General features: G+C 36.6%; 27 protein-coding genes and 2 pseudogenes. 9 read left to right on the top strand and 20 right to left on the bottom strand.

Going from position 1 to position 24,712, the window contains the following annotated elements:
- Positions 1 to 139: 139 nt before the first annotated feature.
- From ACY3XC_RS25275 to acsA, 10 genes are all read right to left on the bottom strand, one after another.
- Complete coding sequence (locus tag ACY3XC_RS25275) at positions 140 to 679, bottom strand: VanZ family protein (protein WP_464871054.1); 540 nt, start codon at positions 677 to 679, stop codon at positions 140 to 142.
- 163 nt (positions 680 to 842) lie between these two features.
- Complete coding sequence (locus tag ACY3XC_RS25270; protein ID WP_464871053.1) at positions 843 to 1,178, bottom strand: hypothetical protein; 336 nt, start codon at positions 1,176 to 1,178, stop codon at positions 843 to 845.
- A gap of 50 nt (positions 1,179 to 1,228) precedes the next feature.
- Complete coding sequence (locus ACY3XC_RS25265) at positions 1,229 to 1,984, bottom strand: ankyrin repeat domain-containing protein (RefSeq protein WP_464871052.1); 756 nt, start codon at positions 1,982 to 1,984, stop codon at positions 1,229 to 1,231.
- A gap of 271 nt (positions 1,985 to 2,255) precedes the next feature.
- Positions 2,256 to 2,543: a hypothetical protein gene (locus ACY3XC_RS25260; RefSeq protein WP_464871051.1), complete on the bottom strand. Its 288-nt coding sequence runs from the start codon at positions 2,541 to 2,543 to the stop codon at positions 2,256 to 2,258.
- 65 nt (positions 2,544 to 2,608) lie between these two features.
- Positions 2,609 to 3,019, bottom strand: a complete 411-nt coding sequence (locus tag ACY3XC_RS25255) for a hypothetical protein (RefSeq protein WP_464871050.1) — start codon at positions 3,017 to 3,019, stop codon at positions 2,609 to 2,611.
- A 153-nt stretch (positions 3,020 to 3,172) separates the two neighbouring features.
- A complete protein-coding gene (locus ACY3XC_RS25250; RefSeq protein ID WP_464871049.1) occupies positions 3,173 to 3,409 on the bottom strand; it encodes a hypothetical protein in 237 nt (78 codons plus the stop codon).
- Positions 3,410 to 3,607: 198 nt separating this feature from the next.
- Positions 3,608 to 3,772, bottom strand: a complete 165-nt coding sequence (locus ACY3XC_RS25245) for a conserved phage C-terminal domain-containing protein (protein ID WP_464871088.1) — start codon at positions 3,770 to 3,772, stop codon at positions 3,608 to 3,610.
- Positions 3,773 to 4,281: 509 nt separating this feature from the next.
- Complete coding sequence (locus ACY3XC_RS25240; protein ID WP_464871047.1) at positions 4,282 to 4,665, bottom strand: MazG nucleotide pyrophosphohydrolase domain-containing protein; 384 nt, start codon at positions 4,663 to 4,665, stop codon at positions 4,282 to 4,284.
- A gap of 373 nt (positions 4,666 to 5,038) precedes the next feature.
- Positions 5,039 to 6,307, bottom strand: a complete 1,269-nt coding sequence (locus ACY3XC_RS25235) for an L-lactate MFS transporter (RefSeq protein ID WP_464871046.1) — start codon at positions 6,305 to 6,307, stop codon at positions 5,039 to 5,041.
- Between the two features lie 94 nt (positions 6,308 to 6,401).
- On the bottom strand, positions 6,402 to 8,117 hold the full coding sequence (gene acsA / locus ACY3XC_RS25230; RefSeq protein ID WP_464871045.1) for an acetate--CoA ligase: 1,716 nt from the start codon (positions 8,115 to 8,117) through the stop codon (positions 6,402 to 6,404).
- 274 nt (positions 8,118 to 8,391) lie between these two features.
- Here acsA and ACY3XC_RS25225 point away from each other — a divergent pair, with 274 nt between their 5' ends.
- The gene (locus ACY3XC_RS25225; protein WP_464871044.1) at positions 8,392 to 9,054 is read left to right on the top strand and encodes a LytTR family DNA-binding domain-containing protein; all 663 of its coding nucleotides are present in this window, start codon (positions 8,392 to 8,394) and stop codon (positions 9,052 to 9,054) included.
- A gap of 264 nt (positions 9,055 to 9,318) precedes the next feature.
- Here ACY3XC_RS25225 and ACY3XC_RS25220 read toward each other — a convergent pair whose 3' ends face one another.
- Positions 9,319 to 9,822 (bottom strand): arsinothricin resistance N-acetyltransferase ArsN1 family A, encoded by a 504-nt coding sequence (locus ACY3XC_RS25220; RefSeq protein WP_464871043.1) that lies wholly within the window; start codon positions 9,820 to 9,822, stop codon positions 9,319 to 9,321.
- Between the two features lie 119 nt (positions 9,823 to 9,941).
- Between ACY3XC_RS25220 and ACY3XC_RS25215 the strand changes: the two genes are divergently transcribed.
- From ACY3XC_RS25215 to ACY3XC_RS25200, 4 genes are all read left to right on the top strand, one after another.
- On the top strand, positions 9,942 to 10,388 hold the full coding sequence (locus tag ACY3XC_RS25215; protein ID WP_464871042.1) for a MarR family winged helix-turn-helix transcriptional regulator: 447 nt from the start codon (positions 9,942 to 9,944) through the stop codon (positions 10,386 to 10,388).
- Positions 10,389 to 10,455: 67 nt separating this feature from the next.
- On the top strand, positions 10,456 to 10,677 hold the full coding sequence (locus ACY3XC_RS25210; protein ID WP_464871041.1) for a hypothetical protein: 222 nt from the start codon (positions 10,456 to 10,458) through the stop codon (positions 10,675 to 10,677).
- Between the two features lie 56 nt (positions 10,678 to 10,733).
- Positions 10,734 to 11,600 (top strand): permease, encoded by an 867-nt coding sequence (locus ACY3XC_RS25205; protein ID WP_464871040.1) that lies wholly within the window; start codon positions 10,734 to 10,736, stop codon positions 11,598 to 11,600.
- A 190-nt stretch (positions 11,601 to 11,790) separates the two neighbouring features.
- Positions 11,791 to 12,273: an ArsI/CadI family heavy metal resistance metalloenzyme gene (locus tag ACY3XC_RS25200; RefSeq protein ID WP_464871039.1), complete on the top strand. Its 483-nt coding sequence runs from the start codon at positions 11,791 to 11,793 to the stop codon at positions 12,271 to 12,273.
- Positions 12,274 to 12,700: 427 nt separating this feature from the next.
- On the opposite strand, the gene arsA is transcribed toward ACY3XC_RS25200, so the two are convergent.
- The 5 genes from arsA to ACY3XC_RS25175 all read right to left on the bottom strand — a co-directional run bounded on the left by arsA (position 12,701) and on the right by ACY3XC_RS25175 (position 17,060).
- Positions 12,701 to 14,470 carry an arsenical pump-driving ATPase gene (gene arsA / locus ACY3XC_RS25195; RefSeq protein ID WP_464871038.1) on the bottom strand — a complete coding sequence of 590 codons (1,770 nt, stop codon included), beginning with the start codon at positions 14,468 to 14,470 and terminating at the stop codon, positions 12,701 to 12,703.
- 15 nt (positions 14,471 to 14,485) lie between these two features.
- Entirely contained in the window at positions 14,486 to 14,851 is a 366-nt protein-coding gene (arsD, locus tag ACY3XC_RS25190; protein ID WP_464871037.1) for an arsenite efflux transporter metallochaperone ArsD, read from the bottom strand.
- A gap of 96 nt (positions 14,852 to 14,947) precedes the next feature.
- Positions 14,948 to 15,367, bottom strand: a complete 420-nt coding sequence (arsC, locus tag ACY3XC_RS25185) for an arsenate reductase (thioredoxin) (RefSeq protein WP_464871036.1) — start codon at positions 15,365 to 15,367, stop codon at positions 14,948 to 14,950.
- Between the two features lie 31 nt (positions 15,368 to 15,398).
- Entirely contained in the window at positions 15,399 to 16,694 is a 1,296-nt protein-coding gene (locus ACY3XC_RS25180) for an arsenic transporter (RefSeq protein WP_464871035.1), read from the bottom strand.
- A gap of 15 nt (positions 16,695 to 16,709) precedes the next feature.
- Positions 16,710 to 17,060 carry an ArsR/SmtB family transcription factor gene (locus ACY3XC_RS25175; protein ID WP_464871034.1) on the bottom strand — a complete coding sequence of 117 codons (351 nt, stop codon included), beginning with the start codon at positions 17,058 to 17,060 and terminating at the stop codon, positions 16,710 to 16,712.
- Between the two features lie 624 nt (positions 17,061 to 17,684).
- On the opposite strand from ACY3XC_RS25175, the gene ACY3XC_RS25170 reads away from it, so the two are divergent.
- Entirely contained in the window at positions 17,685 to 17,816 is a 132-nt protein-coding gene (locus ACY3XC_RS25170; RefSeq protein ID WP_464871033.1) for a hypothetical protein, read from the top strand.
- A 178-nt stretch (positions 17,817 to 17,994) separates the two neighbouring features.
- The gene (locus ACY3XC_RS25165; RefSeq protein ID WP_464871032.1) at positions 17,995 to 18,183 is read left to right on the top strand and encodes a conserved phage C-terminal domain-containing protein; all 189 of its coding nucleotides are present in this window, start codon (positions 17,995 to 17,997) and stop codon (positions 18,181 to 18,183) included.
- Positions 18,184 to 18,528: 345 nt separating this feature from the next.
- Here ACY3XC_RS25165 and ACY3XC_RS25160 read toward each other — a convergent pair whose 3' ends face one another.
- A complete protein-coding gene (locus ACY3XC_RS25160) occupies positions 18,529 to 18,864 on the bottom strand; it encodes a hypothetical protein (RefSeq protein ID WP_464871031.1) in 336 nt (111 codons plus the stop codon).
- Positions 18,865 to 19,038: 174 nt separating this feature from the next.
- On the opposite strand from ACY3XC_RS25160, the gene ACY3XC_RS25155 reads away from it, so the two are divergent.
- On the top strand, positions 19,039 to 19,464 hold the full coding sequence (locus tag ACY3XC_RS25155) for a (deoxy)nucleoside triphosphate pyrophosphohydrolase (protein WP_464871030.1): 426 nt from the start codon (positions 19,039 to 19,041) through the stop codon (positions 19,462 to 19,464).
- Positions 19,465 to 19,497: 33 nt separating this feature from the next.
- Here ACY3XC_RS25155 and ACY3XC_RS25150 read toward each other — a convergent pair whose 3' ends face one another.
- Positions 19,498 to 22,650, bottom strand: a complete 3,153-nt coding sequence (locus ACY3XC_RS25150; RefSeq protein ID WP_464871029.1) for a DEAD/DEAH box helicase — start codon at positions 22,648 to 22,650, stop codon at positions 19,498 to 19,500.
- A 197-nt stretch (positions 22,651 to 22,847) separates the two neighbouring features.
- Here ACY3XC_RS25150 and ACY3XC_RS25145 point away from each other — a divergent pair.
- Positions 22,848 to 23,024, top strand: a pseudogene (locus tag ACY3XC_RS25145) (uracil-DNA glycosylase); the annotation flags it as partial.
- Positions 23,025 to 23,087: 63 nt separating this feature from the next.
- On the opposite strand, the pseudogene ACY3XC_RS25140 reads toward ACY3XC_RS25145, so the two are convergent.
- Both ACY3XC_RS25140 and ACY3XC_RS25135 read right to left on the bottom strand, forming a co-directional pair.
- Positions 23,088 to 23,504, bottom strand: a pseudogene (locus tag ACY3XC_RS25140) (uracil-DNA glycosylase); the annotation flags it as partial.
- Between the two features lie 150 nt (positions 23,505 to 23,654).
- Positions 23,655 to 24,602 carry a hypothetical protein gene (locus ACY3XC_RS25135; protein WP_464871028.1) on the bottom strand — a complete coding sequence of 316 codons (948 nt, stop codon included), beginning with the start codon at positions 24,600 to 24,602 and terminating at the stop codon, positions 23,655 to 23,657.
- Positions 24,603 to 24,712 lie beyond the last annotated feature (110 nt).

Raw genomic sequence — 24,712 nt, 5'->3', positions numbered from 1 at the left:
GAATACTCCCCTTCGAATCAATATCTTATTTCTGTTTTCAACTACTTAGCTGTATACCCTATTTAAATACATATTCTGTTTAGGTCTGAAATATCCTTTACATAAAGTTCCTGAAAGTGAAGTCTTAACACATCAATAATTATCCATAATTCCCGTACCTAATAACACCGATAATTAATAACAGTACTAATGCAAAAATACATATCGTCCCGATTGAAGCTAAAACATTAAGGATTTTATTTGCTTTTGTACTAAACAGCTTACAAAATACAATATAAAAACCAACTCCAATAATTCCACCTAATGTATTTCCCATAAGGTCCGTTATATCGCTGCCTCCTATTGAAAAGATGAATTGCAATACTTCAAACAACAAACTAACTCCTGCTATTGGTACAATCTTTTTCAAAAAAGACCAATTTGGTTTTAGCATACTGATATAAATTCCAAATGGGATAAATGAAAGTACATTTAAGATTATTTCATTAAAATCTATTTGATTATTAACAATAACTGAACCAGCAAAAGGGATGAAGTTGATTTCCCTAAAATCCGTGAAATGACGCAAGTCTTGAAATGAAAATTGCATTTTAAAGAGTATAATCCATATTAAAACAAATAAATATACGGCCAACAAGCCAGCAGTTATTTTATTTTGATTATTTTTCAATTTTTCCATATAAATCCTCAGTTCCTACTTATAATCTACTAAAAACCTCTACATCCTTGGCAAATCCAACAGTTAATTCAAAAACCTTGTTCCATATTTTGGCTCTTAAATCAAACTAGGTGCTGATCCTCTTTACAGGAATGCGCCCGATTGCTTAATAATAACTTGCATTTTATTTGTTAGCGTGCTCGGCTTCAATTTCCTCACTCAACTTAGGAAATTGTTTCTTAAAAGATTTTACTATTTTTGTGGTTTTACTAAATGCATATTTTTTTACTTCGCCATAAGGAATCCATATTTCTCTTTTCTGAATCTGTTCATATAGAGACGATATCACTATATCTCGGTGATCAGGAGGGAGTTTTCTTGTTGTACGTCTTTCTTTCATCTTATCGTGGTAATGTTTATAAAGTTCCGTTGCGATCCAATCCTTTTGACTACTTTTTAATTGTGAAAAACGTTTGTTTGTTTGAAGAAGCTTACCATTTACTTTTAAATGATTTTTCATCTAGAATCGTCCTTTAAAACATGATTTTTATTTAACCAGTTCCGAGTGGATCATCCTCCCACCTCGCTGGAGGATTTAGCACCCCTACTACCCAACCATATGACCAATTCGTCGGCTTTGCTACGAAGTGCGGTATCTAGAGGAGTAAGTTCATCATAGCCAATCCAATTGAGATCAGCGCCCTGCTCTAGAAGGTATTCAGCTGCCTTCAACTGCCCGCCGTGACACGCTTGCCAGAAAGCCTCGGTAGTTTCGTTGGGGGTGGGTAATTTGCTGCACTCGAACCGTTCTTTGATACGATCCATTAGCCCGAGTGCTGCAGCATGCCAAAGCTTGGTTTGTGCCCCACGCTCGACTAGCCGGTGCGCTGCATGCCACTGCCCGAATGCCACCGCATCGTCTATTGGAGTACCACCTGCGATAACTGCTCCAGGAGCCTCAATGTCTGCACCAGAATCGAGAAGAGCGTCAAGCACCTCGGTGTCATCACAGCTCGCAGCCCAATGAAGTGGCGTCTCGGTGTGTGGGCCAGTGAATCGAGCGTTCACCTCAGCACCGGCATCGACCAACACAGCTACTGTTGTCGCACCTTTGGGGAAGTGACCAGGCCAGTCGGTTACAACATGTAGCAGTGTACGCGACATTTTCAAGCTATTACACTTGTCATCATAGTCTCTTCCAATAATTCTCGCCGTAACCAAACCTGGATTTTCAGCAAGCTGTCGCTTCAATGATAGGACATCACCCGTTCGGATCGCTTTGACAACTTCGACGGCAAGCGCTTCATCTTCAAAAATAAAGTCCATGTCTATCTCACCTCGCAATTTATATCATTAAACAGGAATGCAACCCTATCGCTTAATACCAATTATTTCAAAACTAGACGATCAACTCAATCTTTTTTGCGTCCAAAAAGACGCTTACCTCTGATTTCGGATAAGCGCCCATTTTTGGAAAAACTTCAAGATCGTCTCAGCCTTTAAATGCTTAATTCTTTAATTCACTAACGCATCCGTTACTTTAAGTACATTTTTTCACAATCTTATGGGTTGAAGATTTACACATTTAAGAAACAATCTAATAATATAATTTCTTTTTAACCTCTAATTGAGGACTGGTGATTAATTTTGCTTTCGCAATTCCTCTCTTAAATCTTACATTGTTTAACCATTCAACTATTGCATTTGCGTCATAATTTGGGTGAATTCTTTCTCCATTTTCTAAAGCCCAATATTTTGTATTCTTTTCCTCATCAAAAATCCACATTAGAAAGTCCTTCTGAATACAGTTCATCTTCCTACCTACTTTTGTTGCACAAGAAATGTATTGAATAAAATCGTCACCAAAGTCCATTTTAATAATCATAAGAGTTTCATCTCCTTAAAGCGTTACTTCTTAGTTCAGAAACGCACACGTTAGCCGAAAAACCGTTAACTTAAATCAACTAACATTTCCTCAATGTATTCCTTCAAATCCGTTTTGATTTCATCCACCGAATCATCCATTAGTTCGCCAATTATCTTGCTGCCAGGGATGTATTTTGAAATTAGCAATCCTAAGAAATAACGGTCACATTCCCAAATTCTAATCATATGAAAATTAATAAGTTCATCACTTTCATATATTTCATCGGTAACTCCAATCGAAACGGTAGAAAGGTATCCAGGTTGAAAAGGATCATCCCCGTCTTTATCCAATCCAGCGTCGAATTTTAATTTTTTCTTCGCAAAAACAGGTTTATATTCACTTAACAACTCTTCTATATAATCTTTTAATGTTTGTTCAATTGTTTTAATCTTTTGCTTTAGTTCTTCATTGAAATCCCTTTGATGATATTTCATATACAAATCACTTCTCTTTAATTAGGATAAATTAAAAATTCGCTAAACTATAATAAAATCCTTGTTCAATTCACCCGTTAATGGAACAAAAAAAGAGCCGCAGCTACGACTCTTTATTTCACTAAAGCCCCCGTTAATTCAAAAACAATTAGATTAAAGAAATGGTTCAATGATTCCGTATACCCCGACAGCCAAACATAAAAGTCCCCCAACCATAAACAAAATTTTAATGAACCAGAAATTAAAAGAGACAGGTAACGGGGTTATATGCCTGATATGGTCATACGTTTTATTGTTCAAGAAACGTCCCCTTGTGGCATGGAAGAACATATAAATTGCAAGAACTCCAACCATAAAGCTGAAAATACCAGCATAAAAGTCTTTTCCCATTCCATTAACCTCTACCCATCTTAAATTTCATCTCTCTAATACGTTTCCCCAACCAATATTGTTTCAATGCTTGTTGAACTAACCTGCTTCGTTAGTTTAACGTGTAATCCTTCACAATCTCGATTGCATTATATATAAATATGTGTTTACTTTCCTCAACAATAGGGCGCGATTGTGGAAGACTGCTCTTATACTGGTCTAATCTTCAAGATTAAACTCCTCTTTTAAAAATCTTTCATTTTGATTAAAGTAGGATTCGAATTTCGTTCCAAACAGGGTTTCCGGCCGCAAATACTTATTCCAATCCACATCTCCTCCCCAATCCGCAACCTTTAAATCAATTACCCTCTTAAAATCACTTATCGAAAACTTTCGTTCACCCTTGCTTGAATTAAGTCTCTTGTTCTTTTGGAACTGAATTTAAAGCACTTATCGGCCTTGTCACTTAAGTACTGAATGATTTCGGCAAAAGGGATTATTTTTTTCTCAGTAGTAATCTCTGGACAGGGCAAAATATTTTTTTGTAAGGTTGTGTTAAAGCTGAATGTTGATTTTACTGTGTTTGGAAAATAAGCGGAGAATTTCCGTTTAAATTGGGAACTCCCCATATTTCCTTCATAATAAGCGGAGTTTTTCCGCTTATGGTATCCAAATCATTGGATTTTGTCTTATTTAAAGCAGTTAACCGGAATATTTCCGCTTATATCGGCTTTTTAATCTTCCTTTATATAAATAGCCGGAAATTCTCCGCTTATGAATGATCAACCCTGCACGAAAATCAACACTGAATCCTAACACAGCCTTTGTAAAAAAATAACCAAGATTTACTTTTGATCATTTTCAAAAATAAATCTTGGTACTTATGAATGATTTCATTTCGTTGCTTTTACTAAATCCTTATTCTTCCGGTTTTTAACTTCTTCCATTTTGGCGTAAAAGCTTTCTTCTACATCGATTCCAAAAAAAATATAAAATTTCAACATGTAAGCGAGACAATCTGCCAATTCCTTGCCTATATTTTCTTTAATCTGATTCTTTGCTAACTCAAATGCCTTCTCTTCATCCATTCCTTTTTGGACATAGGCACCAGTAAGATTCAATGCCTTCCGCAGCTCCTCTGCTACCTCGGCAACTTCCGTCGTTAGCAGCATGTAATTATTTAAAAGAGAATCTCGGCTCTCAGCATAACCCTCCTCAGAAATTTCCCATCCCATTTCTTTTTGATACTGTTTTGCAAAAGTTTGTATCTCTTTCATGTTAATCCCTTCCGTCCTTTGAAAGCTGAAATTGTTCATCAAACGTTTGATTAGTTTTTAAGCCCAGGAGTACCAAGGCCTCACATCCTTAATCAAACGTTTGATTGGTTTACCACCCGATTCAATTAAACGTTTGATTAGTTTTTTCATACACCATTTCAGCATTAAAACACTTTTTCTAAAATTAGTAATAATAGAAATTTTATCATTTTAATTTCTTAAACTCCACTGGCAGTGAAATGGAAGAACCAAAGATCTTGTTTTAATTATATTTATAGAGAAAGAACTAAAGCCTTCAGGCTCTAGTTCTTTAGCTGAATTTCTAAGTGTATAATGTCTACTTTTGGGATTGCAACGCACAGCTACCGCGATGTTAAGCAATTCCTTGTTGTTGTTGTTTTTGTTTGGCTGCCATTTCTTGTTTTTTGATGTCTAATCGAAGTAAGACCGAGACAAGGAATGCGACGATAATTAATGCTGTAAATACATAGAAAACTGGGATGTAGCTTTCTGTTTTTTCTCTAATTTGTGTTACTAATAGTGGACCTAAAATGCCGCCTAACGACCATGTTGTTAATAAATAGCCGTGAATGGCACCAAGTTGCTTGGTTCCAAATAAATCTCCGATGAATGCAGGGAGGTTTGAGAAGCCGCCGCCATAACAGCTCACAACAATTAAAATTAGTGCTTGGAACAATAACACATTTGTTATATTCGGAAGTATTACAAAAGCGATTAATTGCAGGATAAAGAACGTCATGAATACAGTATTTCGACCGATATAATCGGAAATGGCTGCCCAGCCAAGTCTTCCGCCGCCGTTAAAAATCCCCATGATCCCTACCATCGCAGCTGCTCCAGCTGCTGATAATCCAACGACTTCTTGAGCCATAGGAGAAGCGACAGAAATCATCATAATACCAGCGGTGGTATTAATGAGCATCATTGTCCATAGCATCCAAAAACGCTTTGTTTTCACAGCTTGTTTTGCAGTTAATTGTGACAAATCTTTTTTAACGACTTTTTTACCAGCTGCAATATCTTTTTTCAACCCATGTGGCATCCAGCCTTCAGGTGGGGGTGCGATATAGGAAGCGCCTAGTACCATAAGAACAAAATAACTGATCCCTAAAATATAAAAATTCATTTGAATGCCGATTGATTCCATGAGGCTAGCTGCCACCGGAGCTGTAATCAGAGCTCCCGTACCAAAGCCCAAGACGGCCATACCAGTGGCTAACCCTCTACGGTCAGGGAACCATTTAACGAGTGTCGACACTGGTGAGATGTAGCCAAGACCCATCCCTAATCCACTTGCTAATCCATAGGTAAGAAGGAAAAGAGCGAGGGAATCAATCGCAACGGCAACACCGGCACCAGCTTGGCCAGCTCCAAAAAGGATCGCTGCAAGGATCGCTGATTTTCTTGGACCATTTCGTTCAACAAAATTGCCAAAGAAAGCTGCTGCAATCCCTGCAAGTGCCATCATAATCGTAAAGGATAACGTAATTCCTGCCTTTGACCAGCCCATTGCATCATGAATCGGATTTGTATAGACACTGTATGCGTATGCAGCACCAATGGAAAGGTGGATTGCAATGGCAGATAAAGCGATCAACCACCTATTTTTACTAGTTTTCATATGTTTCCTCCTTCGATTATTGATAGTTTTAAAACATCTCGGCTCATGAATAGAAAGGGAGACCTTTCTATTCATGAGCCGTCGCAGATTCCTACTAGTCTTCTATTGTAGATAAATCACCTGTTGGAAGGTTCAGCTCCCAAGCCTTTAACACTCTTCTCATGATTTTACCGCTTCTCGTTTTTGGCAATTTATCTTTAAATTCAATTTCTCTTGGAGCAGCATGTGCCGCCAATCCTTTTTTTACAAAGTTACGGATTTCTTCTTGAAGTTCAGCGCTTTGCTCATATCCGTCTCGTAACGCAATAAATGCTTTAATAATTTCCCCGCGTATAGGATCTGGTATGCCAATGACCCCAGCCTCAGCTATAGCTGGGTGTTCAACAAGCTTGCTCTCGATTTCAAAAGGGCCGACACGTTCACCTGATGTCATGATGACATCGTCGATACGTCCTTGGAACCAGAAATATCCTTCTTCATCCATGTAAGCCGAGTCTCCCGAAACATACCAATCTCCTCGAAGAAAATAAGATTCATACTTTTCCTTGTTATTCCAGATTGCTCTCATCATTGATGGCCAGCCTTTTTTGATTGCTAGATTGCCCATTGTGTTTGGAGGCAGGACGTTCCCTTCGTCATCGACAATCGCAGCTTCGACCCCTGGAATTGGTTTTCCCATGGAACCTGGCTTCATTTCCATGGAAGGATAGTTACAGATGAGTTGGGCTCCTGTTTCTGTCATCCACCATGTATCATGGATTCTCAAGTTCATGACTTTCATTCCCCAACGGATTACTTCAGGATTAAGTGGCTCACCTACACTTACGACATGTCGCAATGAAGAAAGATTATAGTTTTTAATAGGATCATCTCCAGCTCCCATTAACATCCGGAAAGCTGTTGGAGCACTATACCATACGGTTACGTTATAATTTTCGAGAGTCTGATACCAATCCGATGCGCTAAATCGTCCACCGCGGATGACGTTTGACACACCCGCAAGCCAAGGTGCAAAAACTCCATATGTGGTTCCTGTTACCCAGCCCGGGTCTGCGGTACACCAGTAGACATCATCGTCTTTTAGATCGAGGACCCATTTAGCAGTTTGGTATTGTTGGATCATTGCGTTGTGTACGTGTAAGACGCCTTTAGGCTTTCCTGTTGAACCGGACGTATAATGAAGGATCATTCCATCCTCACGATCCACCCATTCAACATCGAGCGTATGGCTTGCTTGTTCAAAGTTTTTAGTAAAGTCAATGTACGTTTCATCTTCTTTTACCTCATCTCCAACGATAACAACTTTCTCTAGATTAGGAAGTTCGTTAACTGGGACACGTTTGAGCAATTCAGAGGTTGTGACAAGGACTTTTGCTCCGCTGTCTTCAAGGCGATCCTTTACAGCCCCTTCCATAAAAGCTTCAAATAATGGTCCAACTATGGCACCAAGCTTTATGGTTCCTAGTAAAACGAAATAGAGTTCGGGAGAGCGAGGCATAAAGATGAACACTCGATCACCCTTGTTTACGCCAATATTTTTTAAAACATTTCCAGCTTTATTTGAGTAATCTCTCATATCTTTATACGTAAATTGTTCTTTTCTGTATTGGTCTGAATAATAAAGAGCCACTTTGTTGGCTTTTTCTGTCATGGCGTGGCGGTCGATTGCTTCATGCGCGATGTTAACAAGGCCGGTTGTGTGCCAAGAAAAATTCTGTTCTACTTGAGACCATTGGAATGAGTTGTACACTTCAACATAATTTTTTAAGTTGTAAGTTTCCTTTTTTGCAGAAAGAGTTTGTGCTGTCATAGTGAATATCTCCTTTTAATTTTTATTGTTTTTTTGTTCATTGGAGCGCTTTCATTTTCGTTGTATAATAAAAAAGAGATTAGGAAAGTATTGGTAAGGTTTTCATGATTCCCTTTCCTAATATTTTGATAATTCCATCTATTCTAAAAAATATATAGTAGATTGATTGCTTTGTCACAAAAAAGTGACAAAGAATAATATTGCATGACAGAATACAAATAAATGCGATAAAACCAAAAAATGGATAATAATTTAAAAAATGGGGGGAGAAATCATGGATAGAAATGTTGTTCATCAATTTTCGAAATTCATTGAAGATTGGGTTCCAGCAGAGGCTTCTATTGCCATTGCAGGTGGAGATAGGTATGTATCATACATCCCTGGGAGTCATGATATTCATATTGCACAAGGTCAGCCGATTCCTTTGGGGAGTATTACGGAGCGTGTCTATTTACAGAAACGTAGAGTTGAATCGATGGTTGATGAATCCGTTTTCGGTATTCCATATTATGGAGTTGGCTACCCGCTTGAGGATGCAGAAACAGGTCTTAGCGGGGCTTTAACCGTTATTCTGCCGCCTGAATATTCGTTTAAAAAGCACAAAACGCTTTCTTTTATCATCGGTAGAAAAGATGACCTGTGGATTCCGATCCCAATTGAACAGGTGATGTTTATAGAAAGTAAAGACAAGAAAACATTCATTTATACAGAGGATGGCTGTTATCATTCAAAATTTCCACTTAAAACACTTGAACAACGAATACCAGACACGTTTATTCGAATTCATCGCTCTTATATTGTAAATATTTCTTCGATTAAACACATCTCGCGTGACCTGATATCCAATTTAGAGGTCACATTAAAAGGATCAGAGGGTACCGTTCTTCCGGTAAGCCAGAGCTACGTCCAGCGAGTTCGGAAAAACTTAGGATTTTGAGGTGCGGTGTCTAGTGCAGTATATAGATAAAAAGCACCATAAATAGAGTAGGCGCATGAAAAATTTCATACGCCCCTCGCAGGTGCGTACGTGCGTAATTCCTGGGTGGTGCCAAATTTTTTTAAGCTATAAACGAATAAATGATAGTAAATGCTGCTACGGTGTTACTTCTACTTATCTTTTTTCATCAGTTCCACGAGCTCAGTGTAGCCAAAACCCTCGGCATATGTAAGAGCAGACATCGTTCTTACACGGTAGTTTAATTTAAGGAATCAGGAGCTTTTCCATAATCATAACATCCACAAAGCGACCATCTAATTTCCCTTGGTTTTTAAATACTCCGACTTCTCTAAAACCATTTTTTTTGTAAAGCCCCTGACCCAAGTTATTGAAAGGAAAAGTAAAAAGAACAATTTTATTAAAGTCATTCTTAATCGCAGTACATTCAATTTCTTTTAATAATGATGAACCGACACCCTTTCCTCGGTAATCCCTCCTTATGTAAATGGATAAATCAGCTACACCGGCATAGGCGCTCCTATTCGAATAGGCATTTAATGAAGCCCAACCAACAATTTCATCATGATCCTCGATGACTAAAACCGCAAAACGTTCGTTATGGTTGTTAAACCATTCTGTCATGTACTCAATATCTTTTTGGTTTTCCTCCAACGTTGCAATCCTGTCTTCAATTCCTTGGTTGTAAATATTTAATATCGCTCCCAGATCATTTAGTGAAGCCAGCCTTGTTTTAAATCCTGCTTCCATATTCTTTCCCCCTAACTTCATCTGTTTAAAATGATTATATAAAAAAATTTTCCAATTTGAAAGAAAATATGTTGCAATTTGCAAGTATTTTGTATATAAATAAATCAGAGGTGAAAATAATGGAAAACGTAAGAGAGTTATTCCAAGTAATGACCAGGCGTTTTGGTCTTTTAAATAAAAACTGTTGTCAAATAGGTGAAACTGAGATATCCCTTGTACAGAGTCACATCCTTTATGAAATTCTCAGGAATGATAAACCTTCGATGCAACAGGTCGCTGATACTCTAGGAATGGATATAACCACTTTTAGCCGCCAAATCCAAACACTAATAAAGATGGAGCTGGTTAAAAAATCTCCACTACCTGAGGATCGGCGTGTCTCACAACTTACTCTAACTACACAAGGAAATTATACTGCTGCCAAGATTGATGCAGAAATGAACCAATATCTTAAAGAAGTATTTTCAAATATGAGTGAATTTGAACGAGAAATGGTAATCAAGTCAGTCAAACTACTAAACGAAGCAATGTCAAAATCAACTGTTTGTTGTAAACCATTAATTTGAGCAAGAATCTCTTGCTCTTTTATAAAAAACAAATACTTGCAATTTACAACTAAAGGGAGCTGGTTATATGTTTTTCAATGAAAAGCAATTAAAAGTTTATTATGAAATGAAAAAAGAAGAAATGGAGAAGGCAATTTCAGCAAGCAAACTTTCTAAATCCAGCGAAAAGGAGAGTTTATTCAAAAGGGTCTTCCATGCGTTTAGAAATTTCAACTCACAAAAAAGGTACCTTAATGCAAAACCAAGTTGCTGTGATATACAAATCCAACCAGTATGCTGTGAAAATTGAAATGGGAAAGTCGGAACTATGTATAGAATTTTTGTTAATCAATAAGGGGGTTGCTTATGTGGTCAGAAGTGTTTCATAGTTTTTTGTCAATTGCATTTGAACTAACACTATTGTTCGTTGGAGTCTCTTTTCTAATCAACCTAATACAGGGTTTCATTCCTTATAAAAAGATGGAGCACATGATGGAAAAAAGCCATCCATTAGTAAGCGCACTAGTTGCTTTAGGATTTGCATTTATCACACCATTTTGTTCATGCTCAACCATTCCGGTTGTTGTTAATTTACTCAATAAAAAGGTCCGATTTGGGATTGTAATGATTTTCTTATTCTCTTCTCCTGTTCTTGATCCAACCATCATCACACTAATGACAGCCGTACTCGGAGTAAAAGTCGCCATTGCTTATACAGTCATAACTTCCATCCTTTCCGTAATGATTGGTTTTACTTTAGAAAAGTTTGGTTTTGAAGAACAGATAAAAAATGTTGTAGTAAAGGGATATCAAGAACCAAATAAGAAATTTCAATTTAAGGCTGCATTCTTTGAAACACTGCAGCTAATGAAAAGTGTCTATCCTTATTTGCTAATCGGCGCATTCATAGGTGCATTCATTCATGGAGCAGTTCCAACTAGCTGGATATCTTCTCTTATGGGGGGTGATAAGTGGTGGCTTGTTCCTATTGCTGCTATCATTGGAATTCCACTTTATATTAGACTTTCAACCATGATTCCAATCTCGCAAATTATGATTGCCAAAGGGATGGCTTTAGGTCCAGTAATGGCACTGATGATTAGCTCAGCAGGCGCAAGTTTACCTGAATTAACGTTATTAAATAGCATTTTTAAAAAGAAACTTGTATTTGCTTTCGTAGGTTCAGTCTTTACGATGTCAACAATATCTGGATTTTTATTCTACATTATTTAAGGAGGATATAATAATGAGTATTTTAAAAAGTCTGTTTGGAAAAAAAGAAAGTTCTTGCTGCAATGTTAAAATTGAGGAAGTTAAAGAAGAAATTAAAACACAGGAAGAACAAGAAAATAATTGCTGTAAATAATTTATTACACCCTCAATTGTAGTAAATAAATCAAAATAAATTTAGGAGGAAACTAAAATGAAATACGCACATGTTGGTCTTAATGTTACAAACCTTGAACAATCCATTAAGTTTTACAGCAAACTATTCGGGGCTGAACCAGTTAAAGTAAAGTCCGATTATGCGAAGTTCCTTCTTGAAACGCCAGGACTAAACTTTACACTTAATCTTCGTGATGAAGTAAGTGGAAATCAGGTTGGACACTTCGGCATTCAAGTTGAAAGCACGGAAGAAGTTATGGCGCATAAGAACAGACTTGCAGAAAACGGTATTCCTACACATTTCGAAGAAATCGACACAACATGTTGTTATGCCCTCCAAGATAAATTCTGGGTTAATGATCCTGATAGAAATGAGTGGGAGTTTTTCTACACAAAAGCAGATGTGGATGTTGTCAATGAAAATGATTCTGCTTGTTGCACTCCTGACCCGGAGGCTGAAAAAGTGGAGTGCTGCTCCACGCCAACACAAACCAAAAACCCTAACAACTGTTGTTCTTAAAAACACCTCAAATAGATTGAAAGGGTCTCAAATTATGAGACCCTTTTCTAAATGTATTTTGGTTTTAACAACAGTTACTTTCATTTCCTACTAACACGAGCCCATTAGCCTCTTTGCTGAAATCAAGAGTAAGGCTTTCAATATGTGACTCGATGCTAGGATCGATTGCCACTTTTATTTCATTTATAGTTACTACTTTATCATTATCTTCTGAACCATCCAGGCTCAGCCCAACTCTTGGCTGCCCTCAGGATATTCCCGAAAAATAGACACGGATGTTTTTCGCATCGTTTTCTTGAAGTAATTGCTTTATAACATCACGAGCTTGATCTGTTATATTCATTGTCCATCACCTTTCAAAAATATTACTTCCTTATCTTACTTGTTTTTTCTCAATAAGGAAATAAAAAAAGTCTTACTCCATAAATCAATTAATAAACTTATTTAACTGTTCAATTCTTGTTTTTTCTTCACTCATTAAAGGAATAATTGCACATTTATCGGTTAATTCTTTGGTCACCTTTTGAATCCACGCTATTTCAGCTTGTGCTCTGCCTTTTAATACAGGATCATTCGTTTTAGTAGCATATAAACTTTGATTAATTACCCACCATTTTGGGACAATATCTGCACGTTTCAAATCCTCCTGCAAACGGCTTGCTTCTAAAACTGGAGTTGCTTCAGCCAATGTCACAATAACCACACTAGTTTCTTTCGGATTTCTTAATCGAGGAAGCAACATTTTCACACTCTCTGGTATCTCTCCAGTTGATCGAGCCAATTCCTTATGATAGGACTGAGCAGCATCTAAAAGGAGCAATGTGTGTCCTGTTGGTGCAGTATCAATCACGACCATTTCATCTTCAGATTTTGCAACCACTTCTGCAAAGGCACGAAAAACGGCAATCTCTTCTGTACAAGGTGAGTTTAAATCTTCTTGAATATACGCAAGTGCTTCTTCATCAAGTTCGTTACTTACTTTTGTTAAAACATCTGCTTTGTAAGCCTCAACTTCTGCTTTTGGATTAATACGGCTGATGGTTAATTTGTCATTTAGTCGAGTATCTTGAAAAACAAACTCTAGATGCGCTGCTGGATCTGTAGTGGTTAAATGTACCTTATGACCTTTCTCAACCAATCCAATAGCAATAGCAGAAGCCATAGTTGTCTTTCCGACTCCACCTTTGCCCATCGTAAAAATTACTCTAGTATCGTTTACTGAAAAGTCTTCAATCACTTTATTTAATCCGGGCAGAGTAATCGTTTGACTTTCAACCTCTAATGGTATGGCTGGCATTGTATATTGTTTAAACAAATAACGCAAGTTCTTAACACCTGTTAAAGAATACGAAACAAACGGTAATGAATAGATGACAACTTGTTTTAAATCATCTGGAATTTGTTTAATCGCATTCCGTTGTTGTTGATAAAACGAAGATGAAATTCGATCTTCTGGTAAAAAGGATTGCATTAATCCATTCATAATCAAAGCTTGGTTGGCAATACCGATTTCTTTCAATTCTTTTGATGCACGACTTGCTTCTAACAAAGATGATTCATCAGGTCTTGCCACAAGAATTAATGTAGTTTTAGATGGATCAGCAAGTGCATCCATTGTTAATGAATAAATCTGCTTTTTTTCAGATAACCCAGAAAGAGGACCGAGACAAGAGGCACCATGTGTGCTTTCCTCTAAAAACCCACTCCATGCAGTCGGCAACTGTAGTAGTCGAAGTGTATGTCCTGTTGGAGCTGTATCAAAGATAATATGTTCATATGCGTCAACAATTGAAGAATCTGCTAGTAAATTTGTAAATTCATCAAATGCTGCAATTTCTACGGTACATGCCCCAGACAATTGTTCCTCCATCGTTGCAACAACTGCATCTGGGAGCTTGCCACGATATGGACCAATAATTCTGTCACGATAAGCTCTTGCTGCTTCTTCAGGGTCAAGATTACAAGCATATAGATTGGGGACATTCGGAATTGCCATTGGAGTATTTGTTAGCCCAACTTCCAATACATCCTGTAAATTTGAAGCAGGATCAGTGCTCACAAGTAACACCTTTTTTCCTTCATCTACTAAAGTTACTGCTGTAGCGCAAGCAGTTGAAGTTTTCCCTACCCCGCCTTTTCCAGTAAAGAATAAGAATTTTGTTTTACTTATAAATTTGGTATCGAAAGATTGAAACATGATTTTCACTTCTTTCTATTTCAATGGATTAAGTTCAATTTTTAAACCAGCCTTAGGTTTGACAATCAATTCCTCAGCATGGATACCAAACCATTCGGCAAGTTCTTCGTTAGTCGGATAGGTGCCTATCTTAGCAATCTTGCCCTCGACTAAGGTTACCGGAAGTGAGTCCGGACCTTTTTCATGAAGAATTTTGTTAACTTCTTTATTCTCAACAAATATTCCAGGTTCCGTCCCAAGGTTATAACGTTTAATGTCATACCCCTTTTTCTCTAATAAAAAGATTGCAGTTGCCACTCTTGTTAATTCAGGATCAACACTCGGACCACAAACACCTGTGGGACAACACAAGGCTGGATCAAAGATTTCTACTTTACTCATAAAAACACTCTCCTAATGGAAATGATATAAGCAATTGGTTATATAAATAATAAAATTAGAGCCAAGAGTCTAAAGCTCTTGGCTATTAATTTCTCTTTACTTACCAGTTTCAGCAAAATGTTTAATGCGGCCACTGATTTCATCACGGACACGTTGGAAGAATGCCCATTTTTCTTCGTCTGTTCCTTGAGCCTTTGCCGGGTCATCAAACCCCCAATGAACTCGCTTTACCTTTGGTGGTGTGATCGGACACTTATCAGCAGCGTCTCCACAAAGAGTGACAACTAAATCAGCATTGTTCAAATACTCAGGGTCGATAATATCAGATGTATGAGTTGAAATATCAACTCCAGCTTCCTTCATCGCTTTTACTGCATTCGGGTTTAATCCATGAGCTTCAATACCAGCACTGCGAACTTCCCACTCATCACCTAAATGTTTTTTTGCCCATCCTTCTGCCATTTGGCTGCGGCAAGAGTTTCCTGTACATAAAAAATAGAGTTTTTTCTTTGTCATGATGAATGCTCCTTTTTGTTTTAAATTTTGCTTAAATGATTAACAACCATATATAGAGACCAACCAACGTAATGAATAAAGTTGGTATGGTTAAAACAATACCCGTTTTAAAATAGGTTCCCCAAGAAATCTTAACTCCTTTTTGCGATAAAACATGTAACCATAACAAAGTGGCAAGAGATCCAATAGGGGTTATTTTAGGACCTAAATCAGAGCCAATTACATTTGCGTAAATTAAAGCTTCTCTTATTACACCTGTTGTATTGGTATCAGCAATGGCCAAAGCATCAATCATCACAGTTGGCATGTTATTCATAATGGAGGATAGAATAGCAGCAATAAAACCCATTCCAATGGTTGCTACAAATAATCCTTGATCGGCTGTCACTTGGATTAGGTCAGCTAAGACATTGGTTAATCCCACATTTCTTAAGCCATAAACCACCACATACATTCCGATTGAGAAAAATACAATCGCCCATGGTGCTCCTTTAATGACCTTTTTTGTTTCAACTGCATGGCTTCTTCTTCCCATAAATAAGAAGAATATTGCCACTATACCTGCAATGATGGATACGGGAATATTTAAAAATTCACTAATAAAGTACCCTGCTAATAATATGGAGAGGACCAACCATGAAAGTCGAAACATTTTTTGATCCCGAATGGCTTCGGTAGGTTTCTTTAGATTATTTAGATCATATGTTTTAGGTATGTTCCTTCTAAAGTAAAGAAATAAGACTAAAATACTTGCCACTAAAGAAAATAAATTTGGAACAAACATTCTAGAAGCAAACTCTGCAAATCCAATTCCGAAAAAGTCAGCAGAAACGATATTCACAAGATTACTCACCACTAGTGGCAATGAAGTTGTATCTGCAATAAAACCACTGGCAATAATGAACGGAAAAACCATTTTTTCTTCGAACTTTAAATTTCGTACCATCGCTAAGACGATTGGTGTAAGGATAAGGGCAGCCCCATCATTTGCGAAGAATGCTGCCACGAGAGCACCAAGAACGCTCACATAAACAAACATTTTAATTCCGTTGCCTTTCGCAGCTCTTGCCATGTGGAGTGCTGACCATTCAAAGAACCCAATTTCATCCAATATCAAGGAAATAATGATGATAGCAATAAATGAAAAGGTCGCATTCCATACAATTTTGGTTACTTCAAGAACGTCCTGGAAATCAACCACTCCTACGATTAGTGCAAGAATCGCACCCCCACATGCGGACCAGCCAATGGATAAGTTTCTGGGTTGCCAGATAACAAGAATAAGTGTAATTAAAAAAATGAATGATGCTAGTATCGTAGATACCAATGTTGAAACCCCCAATTATTCACATGAAATTCGTAATCCCTGTTCTTCCAATTCCTTTAATCTAAAATCTTGGTTTGGAAGGTGTTGCAATAAATCTTGAACCAATGAAAAGTATTCACTATCTTTATTCAAAGAGTAGATAATCCATTGTCCTCTCCTTGTTTCCTTAACTAGCCCAGCATCTTTTAACTTACGAACATGTTGACTGATGGCTGGCTGACTGGTTTTAAATATTTCTACAAATTCACAAACACAAGCATCATGATTATCCAGCATTTTAATCATGGTTAAACGCGTTTTATCCCCTAACAATTTAAAGATGTTAGAAATCTGCTCTATTTCTAAATTAGATTTTGTTTCTGACATAAATCCCCCTCCTCAGCGTCTCATATAAGTAAATAATAATATCCTTATAATGATGGTAAGTAAAATAAACTATTGGATATTTTTCGTTAAACCCTTAATTATTATGCAAGCTGGACATCCGTAACGGGATAGAACTATATAAATGATCACTTATATAATAATTCACTTATATACAAAATTCAAGTAATAGAATGTGAAGATATTGTTAAGAATTAAAAACACTACTTGCCAGAAACACCTTACTAAATCCTTGTTTCTTCGATTTTTAATTTCTTCCATTTTAGCATAAAAGCTTTCACATTTGACCGCTGAATTTGTTCATCAAACGTTTGATTAGTTTTCAGGACCTGTTGTACCAAGGCCTCACACCCGTTAATCAAACGTATGATTAGTGTTGATGTATGATTCTTTGCTTTTTTTACAATGAGATATTTTTCCCTAACACATACTAAAAACCACAATGGTGTTTTGGACTATTTTCAGGGTCTTTTGGACTTTTTCTCGGACCTTTTGGACTTTTTTCAAATGTATTTGGACTATTAACCAATATTTGTAAAATGTTAAAATACTTTAACCATTTTTTTAAAGGAAAAATTGGGTATTTTATCTGTAGGAGGTGAAAAAGTGGCTGACAAAAATAAAACATCCAAAGACAGTAAATTAGATAAAAACAAAAACGATAGACATACTAATAACGCTAGTGCAGCAGCTGGTCTTGAACCTGGAACCCCAAGAATTAATACAGATAATCTATAACAGCCTACCGACGCTTGGATCTAATCCCAGGCGTTATTAATTTCTACTATACCTTTATTTCACTCTAGCTCCGGTTAAATTCTATGGTACACCTATTCACAAAACCGCTTACTCTCATATTTGGTTTTAGGTAACCGATCAAGTTCGGTGCTTCTTTTACTACTTTCAGAAAGGTTTGATGATACATGCATCAGCACAAAGATATGGAGAAGGTTCTACCCTAGAGGATTTTATGAAGGTTATCGATTTAAAGTCAGCTGAATGGCAGTACGATCCTTTTTGGAATAAGTTCCTGCGGCCGGAGACCTTGTTTGGGACCAAATTTGAGGCATACCTCAACCAGCAGGAAGGTAAAAAAAATGACTGAGGGTAATTTTAACTTTGATGAATAAGAAAAAGCTTTATACGTTGTTGGGAAACATAAAAACCAAAAATAAAATTCAATCAAACGTTTGATTAGTGCTCTTGGCGTCTACATTAGGGGTTCTTTCGATCAAATTGATTCAAATTCACTAATCGAAGATCAAACCAATTATGGGCGTTCTGAACCGAAGGTGATAATACGAAATACTTTCCTTCGAGAAAGATAGTCGTGTTCGAAACCTGCCTTAAATCTAGTTCATTGATAAGAACATCCCTATTAACATTTTCTCGCTGCAGAATGATCCCCAGCCATTTTGTTCCCCCCTGTTTTAGTAGTTTGAAATCTGCCCTAAACGGTAACTTTGTTTGCCTCGACAATTAAAGCAAAAATATTGGCAGTCTTCTGCGATTTCTTTGCTGCCTCCTGCCGACTACTGGAATCCCCCTTTAACCAACGTTCGTAGTATCGGTAAACATATTCAAAATCCTTGAAAGTTATCGTTCTATCCATTGATATTTTGTCACTTGGTGCGTGTAGTTTAGCCTTCTTAATGACGAGGTGCTTATCCTTTTTCCCTACTGAAAACCACAAAGGAATACTCTTATTTTGTGGAACCGTATGTATCCCAAACTCTGATAAACTAGCTTTTGCTCTTAAATGACTCCATAAAGCTTCTGCGCTCACATGCCTCTCTCCCTTTAACAAATTTATCCAAATATTATAGCAAAAACCTTACTGTGATAATTAGCAAGGTTTCTATTTATCAAAAATTTGTGGTTATTAAAATGACTTGAAACAAAACTTATTGTAAAAAATGTAATATGATAAATGGTAATCGTACTCTCCAGGAGGATTCCATTGAAAAAATTAATAAAAGTTGTTGCAGCCATCGTTGAAAATGAAGAACATGAAACTCTATGCGCGCTCAGGTCCCCTAATATGACTATGCCAAATATGTGGGAGTTTCCAGGTGGAAAGGTTGAGGAAAATGAAGATATCTATTCTGCATTAGAAAGAGAAATTGAGGAAGAGTTGGGGTGTCGAATTGTTACTTCAGGAGTAGTATATAATGAGAACATTCATGAGTATGAAGCATTTATTATTCACCTCATAGCGATTAAATGTAGAGTAATTGAGGGAACTCCAACACCGAATGAGCATTCCAAATTAATTTGGCTGAAAAGAGAGAACTTAGATTCACTTAAATGGGCGCCTGCGGATATACCGGCAGTAAATCAATTAATTCGAGATAAAATCTATGATATGAAAATAATAAACAACTAAAACCTTGCTGATTTTAACAGCAAGGTCATTTCACTAAAGAATATTCTTATTAGCCCTAGGTACTAGATGGGATGGCATTTCTTCCTTCAATCTCCAAATAAAACTCATAGGCTTACTACCTGAATGACTTATATAATCAGCCGTTCCAAGAAATACAAAAGGAGAGGTATATCCATTTTCCTTTTTATATTCCCGAACAAAAAGGGCAATTTGATGATTATGTTTTTTATGGTTAATGTATCGTTCTGCTATCTTACTTCCTTCTGCAACTCGACTTTGTGTTTCCCAATGAAAAAGTCGTTCATTAATCGCATAATCATCATATAAAGTAGATGGTGAAAAATCCTTTTCTGATTTATTTAACGTAATGAAAAAGATATCAAGCTTCTTTTCTTCAAAATGCTTTACCCCTTCACGGAAAGCTGGGCTCTTAGTTTCATTAAAATATCCCAACGCGGCTAATACCTGAGTAGTATTGTAGTTACAATGGACACCTAGTGGTGAAATAAAAGGAAAGTTATTTTCAATTTCCATTGTTTCCAAACTTTGATAGAGAAAGTGAATAATCTCCTCTATTTCCGCTTTAAACTCTGGTTGAATTAGTATCCTAGAAATCCCAGCTTCGAGCGAAGTAATTCCCTCTTTTTCTGGATGTACATTGTAAAATGAATAATAGAAAATCGCAAGCATTAAATGCTCTTCTTCATTTCGAATGGTCCGATCCTCAAGATATCTCAATAAAAACTTTAGTAATTTACCTGAGTTAAGGTGAAATAAATTTGGCAGTCGTTTTGTTATAACCTTTTCATCGTCAAACTCAAAATTTAATGCAGCACCTGCCTCCACCATCATTCTGCTAAAGCTACGGTCTCCGCTCTTTCCATAAAAATCGTAAATCGATAGATGATAATGCTTTAAGAAGTTTGTTAAGGTCAGCTTCAAGCCGGTATCTTCCTCAAAATACTTCATCTTGGCAACTAGATTCCCCCGGGTATTGGCACTTGATTTAATATTCCTTAAAATATATTCCTTCGACTGCTTTTCTAATTGAACAAAACATCCCTTAGGTAAATGAAAGAATCCATTTTCAATATAGTGCTGAACAGAATGTTTTGTTTTCCCGATTAATGCCCGAAATTTCTCATCAAAATTATAGTTTTTATGGGCTTGTCCAACGAAATCTAGTACTGTCAAACACTCTTTTCCCTCCGCTAAACGTAAACCACGACCCAATTGCTGTAAAAATACGGTCAAGCTTTCAGTCGGCCTTAAAAATAAAATCGTATTTGCTTCGGGAATATCGATACCTTCATTATAAAGATCCACCACGAAGATAAACTTAATATCCCCTTGAACGAGGCGTTGTTGTGCTTCTCGCCGAGTCTTACCATCTACATTTCTATACAATGCAACAGAAGTAATTCCTACCTTGTTGAAGAAATCGGCCATATATTTAGCGTGCTCAATCGATACACAAAACCCTAGTCCTTTTACCTGATCAATATCAGTAACATATTTATAGATACTCTTCACGATTTGACTGCTTCTGTGATCATTAGATGTATACACATTCTCTAATTCTCTGATTTCATAACCCTTACGGCTCCACTTCAATTTTGACAAATCAACAGTATCGCTAACACAAAAATACTGAAATGGGCTAAGTAGCTTTCGATTAATTGCTTCTGTTAACCGCATTTCAGCTGAAATGGTATCGTCAAAGAATGATAATATATCCTTTCCATCCATCCTCTCAGGCGTTGCGGTAAGTCCAAGGAGTATTTTTGGCTGGTAATGACTTAATAGCTTCTGATAAGAATCGGCTGCCGCGTGATGAAATTCATCCACAATTATAAAATCATAAAAGTCTCGTGTAGTGGATTCATTTAGTTTTTTACTATTATAGCTCTGAATGCTCACAAATAAGTGATCAATCGACTCAGGTTGATGACTTCCAACTAACATATCTCCATAGTTAGGGTCTTTTAGGATCGCTCTAAACGTTTCAATGCTTTGCTTTAGAATTTCCTCACGATGAGCAACAAACAACAGTTTGGCTGACCTATTTTTATTTTTAAATCGCTTATAATCAAATGCCGAAATTACCGTCTTCCCGACACCGGTAGCTGCAACAAGTAGATTTTTCATTCTACCAAAAACTTCACGTTCAACCTGAAGCTTTTCAAGGATTTCCTTTTGATAAAAATAAGGCTGAATATCAAATATGAAATGGTGTTCCTTTTCTTCTTGTGACTTACTTTTTGATAAAGCCCGCTTTAATAGTTCTTGGTCTTGGTTGTTATTCGATCTAAATTCCTTAAACTCGTTGTCATTCCAATAGCTTTCAAATGTTGCCTCGAACTTCTTTACTATATCAAAGGAATCCTTTTCCGTTACTTTAATATTCCATTCTAACCCAGAAGTTAAGGCAGGATTCGATAGATTCGATGAACCAATATAGGCCGTGCTAAATCCGGTTTCTCTTTTAAAAAGATATGCTTTGGCATGCAACCTTGTTCGATCCACATCATATGATATTTTAATCTCCGTATTGGGTAACTTACTTAACTCCTGGATGGCTTTATAATCTGTTGCTTCCATATAGGAAGTGGTAATTACCCTAAACTTGTTGTTTGGATTCGCTGTAAAAGCTTGAAGTTCCTCAATAATACATCTAAGTCCACTCCACTTAATAAAGGAAACAAGCATATCAATTTTGTCAGCCGTTAGTATTTCCTTTTTCAACTCTCCTAGCATATTTGGTTCATAATTTGAGCCAGTAAAAAGCGAGCTTTGAGAGAGTGGCGTAATTGGCCGGATTACTTCACCCTTCTGAATACTTCGAATCGAATTAATTCGAGAGTAAATAGAGGTTAAAACTTCCCCTTCTTCTTCTATCTTTAGCTGACGGAATTCTTCTTCATCTAGTCTCTCACTTAATGTTGATATGATTTCATTGCAAGTCTGTATTTGATTTACCAATGCCTGCCGGTCGTCAGTTTCATTGTCACGAACAAATTTTAAGGCTTTTCTTGTTACAAGCGATATGTAAGATGATAATAATTTTCTGGCCTCTTCAACATCGATTCTTTCTTTTTGGATGTCAAAAGTGGTTAGATCGATCCCAGTTAACTCATTTTTCAATTTTCTAGTTATAATTTCCTCATAAATGCCCTGTTTGAGCATTACCTTCACCTCAAGTTCATTACTAACCCACAATACTACATTTCAATATATCCTTTGAATTTCCCCTGACTGGTATAGTTACTATCATTTTGTTAATGTACTATTTGGATATTATAAAAATTGTACAATATTTGGAAATAAATAAAAAGATCCTTTATTCGATGCTGAATAAAAGATCTTTTTATTAACGTAATTTCGCACAGCAGAAACAACAATTGATTACCGGGTCGCATCACTTCATTATCAAATCGCCGCACCCGAGCCCACTTTCTGCCCATAATGGCTTTTTTGGCAGCCGGCCATTTTCAAAAGCAAATATGTTTTTGAGGGGAATTGGGAGTAAGGAGATTGATTGGCAAATAAATAACCTTTAAGTAAAGGCAATGCTAAAAAGTTTGCTTTAAAGGAATTAAGAAATTTGAAGTAAACCTCTCCTATCCAAGGCCTTTATGGGAGTTTGCATTTCCAGCATGGACAGTCAGCACTGCATTTAGCATCAATACCCCCTGGTTGGCCCACTCCACTAAGTACCCATGATTAGGAATCGAGCAACCCACATCACTCTGAAGTTCCTTATATATATTGCGTAAAGATGGAGGAATTTTCACTCCTGGTTTAACAGAAAAGCTTAAACCATGGGCTTGTTCTGGGCCATGATAGGGATCTTGGCCAATAATCACTACTTTCGTATCTTTATAGGAAGTATAGTGGAGGGCGTTAAAAATATCCTGTTGATCCGGATTAATAACCTTCGTTTGATATTCCGCTAGCAGTTTTTCCCTTAAGTGCTGATAATACGGTTTCTCATATTCCGTCTCCAATAAAAGCGCCCAATCATTTTTTAAAATGGTCATTCTCTTTCACTCGCTTTTCAAGATTTTAAATATAAATAGGAGGTTATTAATTTTGTATCATAAAAAACACGAACAGTGCCAGGCACTGTTCGCTAGGTTCATCGTAACCTATCTAAATGCGAAATAACAAAAAAGAGGGATTATCCCCCTTCACTCACTACTGACCATTTGTGCTATCTTTATAATCTGCAGCTCTTTTTGAACATTGCTTATTGACGTAATACTACTCTTGGATCGTTGAGCTAAATCATTAGGTAGCTTTTGTATCTTTTCTATAGAGTCATCTAACTCCTTCTCTAAACTTTCATTTGCTCCAATTTCAGAAATGTTTTCATTTTCTTTCCAAAACTGCATTGCATTTAGCGTATTTCCCCCCATTTCCTTGGCTGAATTAATAAGGGATTTAGTTTTATTTACGGTAATTAAAACGCCTGAAGATAGTTCAAGAACTTTATGAGCTTCTATAGTAGTATTCCTTAAGTCTTCAATCTGATAAATCAAGTTTGAGTTTAACTCTTGTTCAATTTGAACTAATTGTTCAATACTTTTTTCTTTTTGATATTCTTCGAATAATAAACTTAACTTTTGATGAGAATCACTCATCTCTTGTTGAATAACTTTTAATTTCTCCAAATCAAATAATATGCTATCAATTTCACCAAGTTGACTCTGTGCAAAATCTAATATATTACTTATGTTACCTATAGGAAGATTAACCACAGTGTTGACTCCATTAAAGACTTTAAGTGCCGGGTCAAATTTACCTATTGCATCCCTTATAGGAGCTAATTTTCCATCTAGCCACTCAACTTTTTCAACTACAAAATTTATATCCTGATTGTATTTATCTAGTTCGCTAATGATTTTTGGTAGTTCTGATTCTATTACTTTTAACGAATTGTTTCTAGCTTCATTTACTTGGTTTTTCATAGTATTTATCTCTGTTGTGTTCCCAACACTATTGTTGACAACTATTTGACTAGCGATAAATCCGATTGAACCTGAAATTAACACTGATGAAATCATTGTAATAGGAAACAAATTTCTTTGAAGCATCTGTTTCAAGTTAGTTACAGCCCTTTCCTTCTCCAATTCCATATATGGCTGTCTCCTCTCACATTACGAGAATATTTTTGTAATTATTACCATTTTGATTTACGAAGTTATTTACCTTTTTCAATGTAAAGAATGTAGTTCCAAAAATTTTT

The organism is Bacillus sp. CZDM1, from assembly GCF_055502545.1.
Note: the sequence above shows the minus strand (reverse complement) of the source record. Positions and strands in the feature narration are given on the sequence as shown.